The organism is Streptomyces sp. NPDC030838 (assembly GCF_055572035.1).
In genome coordinates, this window is record NZ_JBVIED010000005.1 from 244,316 (window position 1) to 257,002 (window position 12,687).

A 12,687-nucleotide genomic window follows, 5' to 3' on the forward strand; every position below is an offset into this window, starting at 1 on the left:
CACCCCGGCCTGCGCAGCTAGCCGGTAGCCGTCACACCCCGGCCGGCAGCACGCCGAGGAAGAACCGTCGGCCAGTGAGCCAGCGCAGCGGTCGCCGCGTACCAGAAGAGCGCCCCGGCGACGACGCCGACCCAGCCGCCCACCTTGGCCAGCCCGCCGCTCTCGGCGAAGGCGGCGACAGCCCACAGCAGCAGGGCCACGAAGAACAGCCCGTACGACGCCTGCGCCAGCTGACCCCCGCCCGCGAGGGCGAGCGACAGCACCACGAGGGCGAACAACAAGAGGAACAGCCCCGCCGCGTTGGCGGAGACGTCACCCGACACGGCCCAGGTGAACCAGAGCGCGCCGAGCGCGGAGAAGGCCGTGCCGGTCCCCGCGTCATGGTCGCGGAAGGCCAGCAGACCGGCGAGGAAGAGGGCGATTCCGCCTACGTACTGGGCTACGGACCCGGCGTCCGCCGCCGTCACACCGTCGATCACACCGGTGTAGCCGAGGCCGACCGCGAGGAGGGTGATCCCGAGCGCGAGTCGGCCGACGATCGTGGTGGTGCTTCCCGCAGAGACGTCGTTGTCCACGGCGGGCTCCCTTCATGCATGTGCAGTTGTGCGGTGACCGGTATATGCCCTTCACAAGAGCACAAACACATCTACGCGTGAGTAGATTTATCCAGCGCACAAAGGGAGTTGGCCGTACCCGGATCCCATGTCACCTGAGACAAGGGCGAGTTACGGAATGACAACGACAGGCCGCTTCGCCCGCTTGGCGAGCCGCCCGGCGACCGAGCCGAAGATCCGGCCGACGATGCCGTGCGTGGAGCCGACCACGATGGCGTCCGCCTCGTACTCCCGCCCGACCTCTTCGAGTTCGTGACAGATGTCACCGCCGCGCTCGACCAGGATCCACGGCACCTCGGCGAGATAGTCCGCACAGGCCAGCTCCAGGCCCAGCACCTCGGTGCGGTGGTCCGGCACGTCGACGAAGACCGGCGGCTCGCAGCCCGCCCAGACGGTGGTCGGCAGCCGGTTGGCCACATGGACGATGATCAGGCCCGAACGGGACCGCTGGGCCATGCCGATGGCGTACGCGAGGGCGCGCTCACTGGAGGTGGAGCCGTCGAAGCCGACGACCACGCCGTGCTTGAAGGCGGGGTCGCACGAGTGGCGTGGCTCTTCCGCCGCCAGGGGCTCGGCCGCCGTGGGGTCGGCGACGGGCCGCTTGCGGTCCGCGGGTTCGAAGAATTCGTGACCGGCCATGGCTGTCTCGGCGTTGTGATCCTTATTGGGGGGACGACACTGTGCGGCGGAGCTGTGTCCGGGAATCATCTTCCCAACCCCATACCCCCAAGGGTACGGCGGCACGCCTCCTTAGCCCAGATCCCGCGCACCGTCCGTGGCGGTTCACCGGAGCATGCACGAGGGTGCGCCCGTAACGCAATGGTTGCTGCCCCGTACAGGCGGTTTGCGCAGCATTCAGGCCACGGCCAGGTGACCGACCGGCCGACGGGCCGTTGAACCCCCTGAACCACCCCCAGGGAGCGCCACAGGGAGCACGATCACATGTCCTCACAGTCCGGGCCGGACAGCTCGAGACAGTCCGGGTCGGACAGCTCGGGCGACGTCGTCCGCTGGGCGGCGTTCAGCTGCGTCCTCGTCCCGGTGGTGCTCCTCTGGTACGGCACGTCCCTCGCCGGCGCGGCCGGCACCGCGCTCGGTCTCGCGGCCGTCACCGCGGTCTGCCGGCTGCTGCTGCGCCAGTCGGAGCGCGGCGCGGCCCGGCTGCTCGCGGAGGAGCGCCCTCCGCACCGCGGCCGGCACCACCGGACGGGCACCGGGGCACATCGCGGCGGGAGGCCCGGCGGGCGGGGAAATACACCGGTCGGCTGACCGGTTTCCGCGCACGCGCCCGTATCTTTTCAGCCAACTTCTGAATGTCGCGCATCGCCCGTCCGGAACACCCTCCACCCCCCGTTTGACCTGCAAGGAAAGGGTCTCCAGCGGCGCGCGCACCCTACGTGGTTTGGCCACTGCGACGAGGCGCACTTCCCTGCACGGCCCGCGAGTGCAACGCTTCGTGATCGAATGCTTTACGCCAAGTTGCCAAGTCGACAATGTGCCGGGTGCCGAACTGGCCACCCCGGCACGGCGTGACGCAGTAGATTCGATCTTGACTGTCTTACGGCGGGGGACTCGTGCAGGACCGAGGGGAAACGTGCAGGAGCGACACAACCGAGGAGCCGCGACCACCGAGGGGGGCTTAGCAGTATGAGCCACGACTCCACTGCCGCGCCGGATGCCGCGGCCCGGAAGCTCTCCGGGCGACGCCGCAAGGAGATCGTCGCGGTGCTGCTGTTCAGCGGCGGCCCCATCTTCGAGAGTTCCATACCGCTGTCGGTGTTCGGGATCGACCGCCAGGACGCCGGGGTGCCGCGCTACCGACTGCTGGTGTGCGCCGGCGAGGAGGGCCCGCTGCGGACCACAGGGGGCCTGGAACTCACGGCACCACATGGCCTGGAGGCGATCTCGCGGGCGGGCACGGTCGTCGTACCGGCCTGGCGCTCGATCACCTCGCCACCACCCGAGGAAGCGCTCGACGCACTGCGCCGGGCGCACGAGGAAGGCGCCCGCATCGTCGGGCTGTGCACCGGCGCCTTCGTCCTCGCGGCGGCGGGCCTGCTGGACGGCCGTCCCGCGACGACACACTGGATGTACGCGCCGACGCTGGCCAAGCGCTATCCGTCGGTGCACGTGGATCCGCGCGAACTCTTCGTCGACGACGGAGACGTACTGACATCGGCGGGCACCGCGGCCGGAATCGATCTCTGTCTCCACATCGTGCGGACGGACCACGGCAACGAGGCGGCCGGGGCCCTGGCCCGCCGCCTGGTGGTCCCGCCGCGCCGGAGCGGAGGCCAGGAACGCTACCTGGACCGCTCTTTACCAGAGGAGATCGGCGCCGACCCGCTCGCCGAGGTCGTCGCCTGGGCGCTGGAGCACCTCCACGAGCAGTTCGACGTGGAGACGCTGGCCGCGAGGGCGTACATGAGCCGGCGCACCTTCGACCGCCGCTTCCGCTCGCTGACGGGGTCGGCCCCTCTCCAGTGGCTGATCACCCAGCGGGTGCTCCAGGCGCAGCGCCTCCTGGAGACGTCGGACTACTCGGTGGACGAGGTGGCGGGCCGCTGCGGCTTCCGCTCCCCCGTCGCGCTGCGCGGCCACTTCCGCCGTCAGCTGGGCTCGTCCCCGGCGGCGTACCGTGCCGCGTACCGGGCGCGCCGGCCGCAGGGTGACAAGCCGGTCGACGCCGAGGCGACCCCGACGCCGAGCCCGGCGGCACTGGGCGCGGGCCCGGGCCAGCCGGGTCCGGCCGGTGCGGGCCAGCCGGGGCACGCCGCCGCGCACCACCAGGACCACCCGGTCCCGCTCCAGGCCCGCCGCACGGCGGCCGCGAGCGCGGTCGGCGCCTCGGGATCCCTGGACCACCGGGACGCCTACGTCCCGTCGCGGGCCAGCCTCCCGGGCCAGCGCAGCGGAACGTGAGCGCGTGACCACCCCGCGGGGCCACGAGGAACCGACCTCGTGGCCCCGCGGCGTTTCCGGGAGCCGCCGGGGCGGCACGCGGGGGATCCGTCCCCAGCCGTCGGCCGTAATGTGGACGCATGAACGATCGCATGGTGTGGATCGACTGCGAGATGACCGGCCTCTCGCTGTCCGACGACGCGCTCATCGAGGTGGCCGCCCTCGTCACCGACTCGGAGCTGAACGTGCTCGGCGAGGGTGTGGACATCGTCATCCGGCCGCCGGACCAGGCGCTGGAGACGATGCCGGAGGTGGTGCGTCAGATGCACACCGCGTCCGGACTGCTCGCGGAGCTCCCGAACGGTACGACGCTGGCGGACGCCGAGGAGCAGGTCCTGGCGTACGTACGCGAGCACATCAAGGAACCGGGCAAGGCCCCGCTGTGCGGCAACTCGGTCGGCACGGACCGCGGCTTCCTCCTCCGGGACATGCCGACCCTGGAGGACTACCTCCACTACCGGATCGTCGACGTCTCGTCGATCAAGGAGCTGGCCCGCCGCTGGTACCCGAGGGCCTACTTCAACAGCCCGGAGAAGAACGGCAACCACCGGGCCCTCGCCGACATCCGAGAGTCCATCGCCGAGCTGCGCTACTACCGCGAGGCGATCTTCGTTCCGCAGCCCGGTCCCGACTCGGACACCGCCAAGGCGATCGCCGCCAAGCACGTTCTCCCTGCTCAGCAGGGCTGACGAGGCCCGTGGGAGGGGCGCCGCCAAATCCGTGCGCGAGCACCCCTTCGGACCCTGTACACTTTTTCTCGGCCGGTCGGGGAAACGACAACGTCAACCGCCGGTCATGGTGGGTGTAGCTCAGCTGGTAGAGCACCTGGTTGTGGTCCAGGATGCCGCGGGTTCGAGTCCCGTCACTCACCCTGAATGATCAGCCGGTGACCTTCGGAAGAAGGTCACCGGCTGATTGCGTTCCCGTTCATGGCGGTTACTTCGGGTCCTGGTTGAACTTCGCGGTCGACCAGAAGTAGCCGAGCACCGTGAGGCCCAGGCACCAGACGGCGGCGAGCCATCCGTTGTGGCCGATCTCGGTGCCGAGGAGAAGTCCGCGCAGGGTCTCGATGGCCGGGGTGAACGGCTGGTACTCGGCGACCGGCTGGAACCAGCCCGGCATCGCGTCGACGGGGACGAAGGCGCTGGAGAGGAGCGGCAGCAGGATCAGGGGAATGGCGTTGTTGCTGGCGGCCTCGGCGTTCGGGCTGACCAGGCCCATGCCGACGGCGATCCAGGTGAGCGCCAGGGCGAAGAGGGCGAGCAGTCCGAAGGCCGCCAGCCACTCCAGGACGGTGGCATCGGTGGAGCGGAAGCCGATGGCCACACCGACCGCGCCGACCAGGACCACGCTGACGATCGACTGCAGCACGCTGCCGATGACGTGTCCGATGATCACGGAACCGCGGTGGATCGCCATCGTGCGGAAGCGGGCGATGATGCCCTCGGTCATGTCGTTGGAGACGGAGACCGCGGTGCCGATCGTGGTGCTGCCGATGGTCATCAGCAGCAGGCCCGGGACGATGTACGCGATGTAGTCGGAGCGGTCCCCGCCGCCGATGCCCGCGCTCATGGTGTCGCCGAAGATGTAGACGAAGAGCAGCAACAGCATGATCGGCGTGAGCAGCAGGTTCAGGGTGAGGGACGGGTAGCGCCGGGCGTGCAGGAGGTTGCGGCGCAGCATCGTCGTCGAGTCGCGTACGGCGAGGGAGAGGGTGCTCATCGGGCGGTCTCCTTGGACTGGTTCGGCTGGGTGGGGACCTTCGCGCCGCCGGTCAGGGCGAAGAAGACGTCGTCGAGGTCGGGGGTGTGCACGGTCAGCTCGTCCGCTTCGACGCCGGCCGAGTCCAGCCAGTCGAGAATCGAGCGCAGTTCGCGCTGGCTGCCGTCGCTGGGGAGTTGCAGGGCCAGCGCCTCGTCGTCGCGCGTGGCCTCGCGCAGCGCGGAGGCGGCGGACTGGTAGGCGGCCGGGTCGGTGAAGCGGAGGCGGACGTGTCCGCCGGGGATGAGCCGCTTCAGCTCCTGGGCGGTGCCCTGGGCGGCGATCTTTCCGTCGTTGAGCACAGCGATGCGGTCGGCGAGCTGGTCGGCCTCTTCCAGGTACTGGGTGGTGAGGAAGACGGTGACGCCGTCGGCGACCAGCTCGCGGATGATCTGCCACATGTTGTGGCGGGAGCGCGGGTCGAGGCCGGTGGTCGGCTCGTCGAGGAAGATGATCCGCGGGCTGCCGACCAGCGTCATGGCGATGTCCAGGCGGCGCTTCATACCGCCGGAGTAGGTGGAGGCGGGCTTCTTCGCGGCCTCGGTGAGGTCGAACCGCTCCAGCAGCTCAGCGCTGACCCGCCGCCCCTCGCGCTTGGACAGGTGGTGCAGGTCCGCCATGAGGAGCATGTTCTCCTCGCCGGTGATCAGCCCGTCGACCGCGGAGAACTGCCCTGTGACCCCGATCGCGGCACGCACGCCCTGCGGGTCGGCGGCGAGGTCGTGGCCGCCGACCCGGACGACACCGTCGTCGGCGCCGATCAGGGTGGAGAGGATCTTCACGGCGGTGGTCTTGCCGGCGCCGTTCGGGCCGAGCAGGGAGAAGATCGTTCCCTCCGGGACGGCCAGGTCGATGCCGTCGAGGACGGTCTTGTCGCCGTAGGACTTGCGCAGCCCGTTCGCCGTGATGGCCAAGCTGGTCATGAGAGGTGCTCCTTCGGACGGGCCGCGGGTTAGAGGCTGCGGGCGGTGATGTCGCCGTGGGCGGTGGTCGCGCGGATGGTCAGGTCGGCGTCCGCGCCGCCGGTGTTCCTGAGCGCGTTGTCGATCCGGCCGTAGCCGGTGCCGGCGTCCAGGGAGGCGGAGACTCCGGCGGCGGCGTCGACCGACACGTTGCCCATCTGAGTGGTCAGCACGACCTCCCCGCGCACCGCCTCGGCGATCCGGATGTCGCCCTTCTGCGTGCTGATCTGTGCGGGGCCGCGCAGGCGGCCGACCGAGACGTCGCCGAAGGCGGTGAGGCGCATGCTCGCGGCCTCGTCGACCTTGACCCCCATCGCACCCTCGAAGAGGACGTCGCCCAGGCGTCCGACGCCGCGGAGTTCGGCGGCGGCCGCCTTCGCCTCGACACGGGAGCCGGCGGGCAGCTGGACGGTGACCTCGACGGACCCGGACTGGCCGAGGATCTGGTTCTTGGCCGCCGGGGCCTTGATCTGCAGGGTGCCGTCGGCGTAGGTGACCTCGGTCTGCTCGGCCGCCTTCACGTCGCGCCCCTTCGAGGCGTTAGCGGGCCGGACCTCGACCGTGGTGTCGGTCCGGTCGGCGGCGATGAACTGGACACGCCCCGCGGGGATGTCGAGGACGGCGGTGATCGGGGCCGGGGTGTCGAACTTCCGCATCGTGCTCTCCTGTGCTCGCTGTCGTTTCTGACATTGGAAACGCTACGTTGCGTTCAATGATCGGGCAACAAGCTTGTTGCGCTTAACCAACATAAGCACAGGTGAGAGCAGATAAATCATTGCAATGGTTCCACAGCGAACGCAACGGTGATCCTTCAGCACGTTGCAATGACTCGTGAGTGAACGCTATGCTGGAGATGCTCACAGACCACAGAGGAGGCCGCGATGCCGGGAGGCAGACTCACTCAGCAGGAACGCCAGCAGATCGCGCTGGGACTGGCCGACGGCCTCGCCTACGCGGAGATCGCCCGACGTCTCGACCGCCCGACCTCGACCATCACCCGCGAGGTCATGCGCAACGGCGGCCCCACCGCCTACCGCGCCGACCTCGCCCACCGCGCCACCGAACGCCGCGCCCAGCGCCGCCGGCAGGCGGCGGCCCGGGAGTCGGAGGCGCCCGCGCCGGCCTACGGGCGCGACGCCGAGGCGGTGCGCGAGTACGAGGAGACGTTGGCCACCGTCTACATGCAGTCGGGCATGCCCAAGATGATGGCCCGGGTGATGGCCTGCCTCTCCATCAGCGACACGGGCAGCCTCACCGCGTCCGAGCTCGTCCAGCGCCTCCAGGTCAGCCCGGCGTCCGTCTCCAAAGCGGTCGCGTTCCTCGAGAGCCAGGACCTCGTCCGCCGGGAACGCGACGACCGACGCCGCGAGCGCTACGCCGTCGACGACGACGTCTGGTACCAATCGATGATCGCCAGCGCCCGGGCCATCGCCCAGATCGTCGAGACCGCACGGCAGGGCGTCGGTGTCCTCGGCCCCGGCACCCCGGCCGCCACCCGCCTGGAGAACATCGCCCGCTTCCTCGACTTCGTCTCCGAGAGCACCACCCGCGCCGCGGAGCAGGCCCGCGAGATCCTCTACACGAAACCCGAGACGACCTCAGGCGGCACGGCCGAGCCGGGTTCGGATCGCTGAGCGGGCAGCCGTCTCGAGTTCTACGACGACGCCCGCTCCACCAGCTCCGTCGCCAGCACCACCTGCCTGCGCTCCAGCCCCCGCGACACCGCCGGCCTGCGGTCCGCGATCTCGTTGAGGAGGAGGTCGATCATCCGGCGGCCCATCTCGTCTATCGGCTGGCGGACGCTGGTCAGGGGCGGGTCCAGGTGGCGGGCGATCGCCGAGTCGTCGTAGCCGACGAGCGCCACGTCCTCGGGGATACGGCGGCCCGCCTCGCGCAGCGCGTGCCGGGCACCGGCCGCGGTGACGTCGGACGCCGCGAAGACCGCGTCCAGGTCGGGGCGGCGGGACAGCAACTCGGCCATCGCGCGGCGGCCGCCCTCCTCGGTGAAGTCGCCCGGCTCGATCAGCCCTTCGTCGACCTCGTGGCCGGCGTCGGTGAGCGCGTCGCGGTAGCCGTCGATGCGGCGCTGGGCGCCGTAGACGTCGAGGCGGCCGGTGATGTGCGCGATCCGGCGGCGGCCCCGGGAGAGGAGGTGCTCGACGGCCGACCGCGCACCGCCGTAGTTGTCCGAGTCGACCGACGTCAGCGTCTCCGCCGCCGAGCGCGGGCCGCTGATCACCGCGGGGATCTCCAGCTGGGCCAGGAGGTCCGGGAGGGGGTCGTCGGCGTGGACGGAGACCAGCAGGACGCCGTCCACCCGGTGCGCGGCGAGGTACTGGGCGAGCCGCCGGCGCTCCCGGTCGCTGCCCGCGAAGATCAGCAGCAACTGCATCTCGGTGTCCGAGAGTGCCGCGCCGACACCGCGCAGCATGTCCGAGAAGTACGGCTCGGCGAAGAACCGGGTCTCCGGCTCGGGGACGACGAGCGCGATCGCGTCGGTGCGGTTGGCGGCCAGGGCGCGGGCCGCCGTGTTCGGGACATAGCCGAGCTCGGCGACCGCCGCCTCCACCGCCGCGCGGGTCGCGTCGCTGACCCGGGGGGAGCCGTTGATCACGCGGGAGACCGTGCCGCGGCCGACTCCGGCGCGTGCGGCGACCTCCTCCAGGGTCGGCCGGCCGCCGCTGCGGCCCCGCGCTCCGTGGCTTGCCATGGGCTTCGCCCTCCCTCGTACACCCGTTGGCCTGGAATGTAACAGTGCTTCCGCCATCTGGCGCCGAGGGACCGTGACCGATCCCGAGCGACGGATTCCAGTTAACAGGCCGATAACTGAACGCATCTCTCCGCGTCCGGTCCCTTGACACCCTCGCTCGAACCCACGAACCTTCAACTCATCACCGATGGGAGCGCTCCCACACTACCTGGCACATACACATCCCGCACGTTCCCCGCCCGAGCCGCAGCGCCACACAGCACCAGGCAAGACCCACGCAGCACCACGTACAACGGGACAACAAAGCAATTCTGGCCGGGGGGTCGGCACGTCAGGGCAACTGGAGGACCCAATGCGAGCATCTACCCGAATCCGCCGCAAGGCGGTCGTCCTCGCGGCCGTCGCGTCGCTGGGCACCGGGCTGCTGGCCGGCTGTGCCGACGACGGCGAGAAGGAACCGGGCTCGTCGAACGGCGGAGACGGCGGCAAGACCACCATCACCCTGGGGCTCTTCGGCACGTTCGGCTTCAAGGAGGCCGGGCTCTACGACGAGTACATGAAGCTCAACCCCGACATCACGATCAAAGAGAACGTGACCGAGCGCAACGAGAACTACTACCCCGCGCTCGTCAACCACCTCACCACCAACAGCGGCCTGATGGACATCCAGGCCGTCGAGGTCGGCAACATCGCCGAGGTGGCCGCGACCCAGTCCGACAAGCTGCTCGACCTGTCGAAGTACGGCAAGAAGAGCGACTACCTCGAGTGGAAGTGGCAGCAGGCCACCACCAAGGACGGCCAGACGATCGGCCTCGGCACCGACGTCGGCCCGATGGCCATCTGCTACCGCACCGACCTCTTCAAGGAGGCCGGACTGCCCACCGACCGCGAAGAGGTCGCCAAGCTGTGGGCGGGCGACTGGAAGAAGTTCGTCGACGTCGGCCGCGACTACCAGAAGAACGCCCCCAAGGGCACCACCTTCATGGACTCCCCCGGCGGTCTGATCAACGCGATCCTCAGCAGTGAGACCGAGCGGTTCTACGACTCCTCCGGCAAGGTCATCTACAAGGACAACCCGGCCGTCAAGGCGGCCTTCGACCTCACCGCGGAGGCCGCGGAGGACGGGCTCGTCGGCAACCAGACGCAGTTCCAGCCCGCCTGGGACACCACCATCGCCAACAGCAAGTTCGCCGCGATCTCCTGCCCGCCGTGGATGCTCGGCACCATCAAGGGCAAGTCGAAGCCGGAGGCGAAGGGCAAGTGGGACGTGGCCCAGGCGCCCAAGTCCGGGAACTGGGGCGGCTCCTTCCTCGCCGTGCCGAAGTCCGGAAAGAACGCCGAGGAGGCCGCCAAGCTGGCCGCCTGGCTGACCGCGCCGGAGCAGCAGGCCAAGCTGTTCAAGGTGCAGGGCAGCTTCCCGAGCACCCCGGCCGCGTACACCATGCCCGAGGTCACCGGCGCCAAGAACGACATGACCGGTGACGCCCCGATCGGCGAGATCTTCGCCGAGGCGGCCAAGAACGCCCCGGTCCAGGTGATCGGCCCGAAGGACCAGATCGTCCAGCAGGGTCTCACCGACAACGGCGTCATCCTGGTCGCCCAGGGCAAGTCGCCCGAGGAGGCCTGGGAGAACGCCGTGAAGACCATCGACAACAACCTGGACCAGTGACCCGTATGACCACTGGGCACGACACCGCCGCCGCGGCCCCCTCCACGGAGGGGGGCGCGGCCCCGGGCCGCCCGGCCGGCGATCCCGCGTCCGCCGAGAAGGAGCGGCGCCGACGGGCCCGGCTGTCCCGCCGCTGGCAGCGGGACGTGCGCTGGAGCCCGTACGCCTTCGTCTCCCCGTTCTTCCTGCTGTTCGTGGCCTTCGGCCTGTTCCCGCTGGTCTACACGGGCTGGGCCTCGCTGCATCAGGTGGAGCTGACCGCGCCCACCGACATGAACTGGGTGGGGCTGCGCAACTACACCCGGATCTTCGACGACGACTTCTTCTGGAACGCGGCGCAGAACACCCTGACCATCGGCATCATCTCCACCGTCCCGCAGCTGCTGATGGCCATGGGCCTCGCCCACATCCTCAACTACAAGCTGCGCGCCTCGACCTTCTACCGGGTCGCGATGCTCGCGCCGTACGCGACCTCGATCGCCGCCGCCTCGCTGGTCTTCGTGCTGCTCTTCGGCCGCGACTACGGCATGATCAACTGGGCCCTCGGCCTGGTCGGCATCGACAACATCGACTGGCAGAACGAGACCTGGGCCTCCCAGGTCGCCGTGTCGACGATCGTGATCTGGCGCTGGACCGGCTACAACGCGCTGATCTATCTGGCGGCGATGCAGGCGATCCCGCAGGACCTGTACGAGTCGGCGGCACTGGACGGCGCCAACCGCTGGCAGCAGTTCTTCCATGTCACGCTGCCCTCGCTGCGGCCGACCATCCTGTTCACCTGTGTCGTCTCGACGATCGGCGCCTCGCAGCTGTTCGGCGAGCCGCTGCTGTTCGACGCGAACAAGGGCGCCTCGGGCGGATCCCAGCACCAGTTCCAGACGCTCGGCCTGTACCTGTACGAGCAGGGCTGGGTGAACCAGCACCTGGGCCGGGCCTCCGCCATCGCCTGGACGATGTTCCTGATCCTCATCGTGATCGGGATCGTCAACTACGTCATCTCGCGCCGGCTGCGCGCCAGTAGTTAGGAGAACCGGCCGTGACGACGACACTGACTCCCCCGGATCCGGACCGGCTCAAGGCTCCTGCCGAGCGGCCGAAGGGCTCGCGCCGGCCCCGGTCCGCGCGGGCGGGCGGGCAGTTGCACGCCGGTCCGGTCGCCTACGTGGTGCTCGCCCTGTTCACCATCGGCTCCCTGTTCCCGCTGGTGTGGACGGCGATCGCCGCCTCCCGCGACAACAACCGGCTGGCGCAGACCCCACCGCCGTTCTGGTTCGGCGCCAACCTGTTCGACAACCTCGAACTGGCCTGGACCGACGCCAATCTGGGCGAGGCGTTCCTCAACACCACCATCGTGGCCGGGATCTCGGCGGCCACCATCGTCTTCCTGTCGACGATCGCCGGGTTCGCCTTCGCCAAGCTGCGCTTCAAAGGCCGTAACGCCCTGATGCTGATCGTCATCGGGACGATGATGGTGCCGCCGCAGCTCAGTGTGATCCCGCTGTACATGATGGTCGCCAAGCTCGACTGGACGGACCAGCTGCAGGCGGTGATCTTCCCGTCGCTGGTGAGCGCGTTCGGTGTGTTCTTCATGCGGCAGTACCTGCTCCAGGCGCTGCCGGACGAGATCATCGAGGCCGCCCGGGTGGACGGCGCGAGCAGCTGGCGCGTGGTGTGGCATGTGGTGTTCCCGGCGGCGCGGCCCGCGATGGCCGTGCTGGGCATGCTGATGTTCGTGCAGACCTGGAACGACTTCCTCTGGCCGTTCCTGGTGCTGACCCAGACCGGCAATCCCACGGTGCAGGTCGCCGTGGCGGGCCTGGGCCGCGGCTACACCCCCGACCAGTCCCTGATCATGGCGGGCGCGCTGCTCGGCACGCTGCCGCTGCTGCTGGTCTTCGCGATCTTCGGCAAGCAGATCGTGGGCGGCATCATGCAGGGCGCGGTCAAGGGCTGACGCCCGTTCGCATCTCCCCGGGGGCCGGGTCATCGCCGCCTCGGCCCCCTCCCTTC

Annotated in this window: 13 protein-coding genes and 1 tRNA gene; 8 read left to right on the forward strand and 6 right to left on the reverse strand. The window is 69.7% G+C overall.

The features are described from left to right. Positions 1–17 precede the first annotated feature (17 nt). Complete coding sequence (locus tag ACZ42A_RS16535; RefSeq protein ID WP_468527900.1) at positions 18–575, reverse strand: hypothetical protein; 558 nt, start codon at positions 573–575, stop codon at positions 18–20. Between the two features lie 150 nt (positions 576–725). After that, complete coding sequence (locus ACZ42A_RS16540) at positions 726–1,253, reverse strand: universal stress protein (RefSeq protein WP_468527901.1); 528 nt, start codon at positions 1,251–1,253, stop codon at positions 726–728. A 303-nt stretch (positions 1,254–1,556) separates the two neighbouring features. Between ACZ42A_RS16540 and ACZ42A_RS16545 the strand changes: the two genes are divergently transcribed. From ACZ42A_RS16545 to ACZ42A_RS16560, 4 genes are all read left to right on the forward strand, one after another. Next, positions 1,557–1,883: a hypothetical protein gene (locus ACZ42A_RS16545; protein WP_468527902.1), complete on the forward strand. Its 327-nt coding sequence runs from the start codon at positions 1,557–1,559 to the stop codon at positions 1,881–1,883. A gap of 378 nt (positions 1,884–2,261) precedes the next feature. Continuing rightward, positions 2,262–3,536, forward strand: coding sequence for a helix-turn-helix domain-containing protein (locus tag ACZ42A_RS16550; RefSeq protein ID WP_468527903.1), 1,275 nt, complete (start codon positions 2,262–2,264; stop codon positions 3,534–3,536). Between the two features lie 119 nt (positions 3,537–3,655). Continuing rightward, positions 3,656–4,264 carry an oligoribonuclease gene (orn, locus tag ACZ42A_RS16555; RefSeq protein ID WP_468527904.1) on the forward strand — a complete coding sequence of 203 codons (609 nt, stop codon included), beginning with the start codon at positions 3,656–3,658 and terminating at the stop codon, positions 4,262–4,264. Positions 4,265–4,373: 109 nt separating this feature from the next. After that, positions 4,374–4,446: transfer RNA gene (locus ACZ42A_RS16560), tRNA-His, on the forward strand. 65 nt (positions 4,447–4,511) lie between these two features. On the opposite strand, the gene ACZ42A_RS16565 is transcribed toward ACZ42A_RS16560, so the two are convergent. From ACZ42A_RS16565 to ACZ42A_RS16575, 3 genes are read right to left on the reverse strand one after another with little or no spacing between them, the layout of a single operon-like run. Beyond that, a complete protein-coding gene (locus ACZ42A_RS16565) occupies positions 4,512–5,297 on the reverse strand; it encodes an ABC transporter permease (RefSeq protein WP_468527905.1) in 786 nt (261 codons plus the stop codon). Beyond that, positions 5,294–6,259, reverse strand: coding sequence for an ATP-binding cassette domain-containing protein (locus ACZ42A_RS16570; protein ID WP_468527906.1), 966 nt, complete (start codon positions 6,257–6,259; stop codon positions 5,294–5,296). Before ACZ42A_RS16570 ends, ACZ42A_RS16565 begins: the two co-directional genes overlap by 4 nt. Before the next feature lie 29 nt (positions 6,260–6,288). Then, the gene (locus ACZ42A_RS16575; protein ID WP_468527907.1) at positions 6,289–6,954 is read right to left on the reverse strand and encodes a DUF4097 family beta strand repeat-containing protein; all 666 of its coding nucleotides are present in this window, start codon (positions 6,952–6,954) and stop codon (positions 6,289–6,291) included. A 225-nt stretch (positions 6,955–7,179) separates the two neighbouring features. On the opposite strand from ACZ42A_RS16575, the gene ACZ42A_RS16580 reads away from it, so the two are divergent. Further along, positions 7,180–7,932, forward strand: coding sequence for a GbsR/MarR family transcriptional regulator (locus ACZ42A_RS16580; protein ID WP_468527908.1), 753 nt, complete (start codon positions 7,180–7,182; stop codon positions 7,930–7,932). Positions 7,933–7,952: 20 nt separating this feature from the next. Here the strand turns inward: ACZ42A_RS16580 and ACZ42A_RS16585 are convergent, their stop codons facing one another. After that, the gene (locus ACZ42A_RS16585; protein ID WP_468527909.1) at positions 7,953–9,008 is read right to left on the reverse strand and encodes a LacI family DNA-binding transcriptional regulator; all 1,056 of its coding nucleotides are present in this window, start codon (positions 9,006–9,008) and stop codon (positions 7,953–7,955) included. A gap of 352 nt (positions 9,009–9,360) precedes the next feature. On the opposite strand from ACZ42A_RS16585, the gene ACZ42A_RS16590 reads away from it, so the two are divergent. From ACZ42A_RS16590 to ACZ42A_RS16600, 3 genes are read left to right on the forward strand one after another with little or no spacing between them, the layout of a single operon-like run. Beyond that, on the forward strand, positions 9,361–10,677 hold the full coding sequence (locus ACZ42A_RS16590; protein WP_468527910.1) for an ABC transporter substrate-binding protein: 1,317 nt from the start codon (positions 9,361–9,363) through the stop codon (positions 10,675–10,677). A gap of 5 nt (positions 10,678–10,682) precedes the next feature. Beyond that, entirely contained in the window at positions 10,683–11,702 is a 1,020-nt protein-coding gene (locus ACZ42A_RS16595) for a carbohydrate ABC transporter permease (protein ID WP_468527911.1), read from the forward strand. A gap of 11 nt (positions 11,703–11,713) precedes the next feature. Then, complete coding sequence (locus ACZ42A_RS16600; protein ID WP_468527912.1) at positions 11,714–12,631, forward strand: carbohydrate ABC transporter permease; 918 nt, start codon at positions 11,714–11,716, stop codon at positions 12,629–12,631. Positions 12,632–12,687 lie beyond the last annotated feature (56 nt).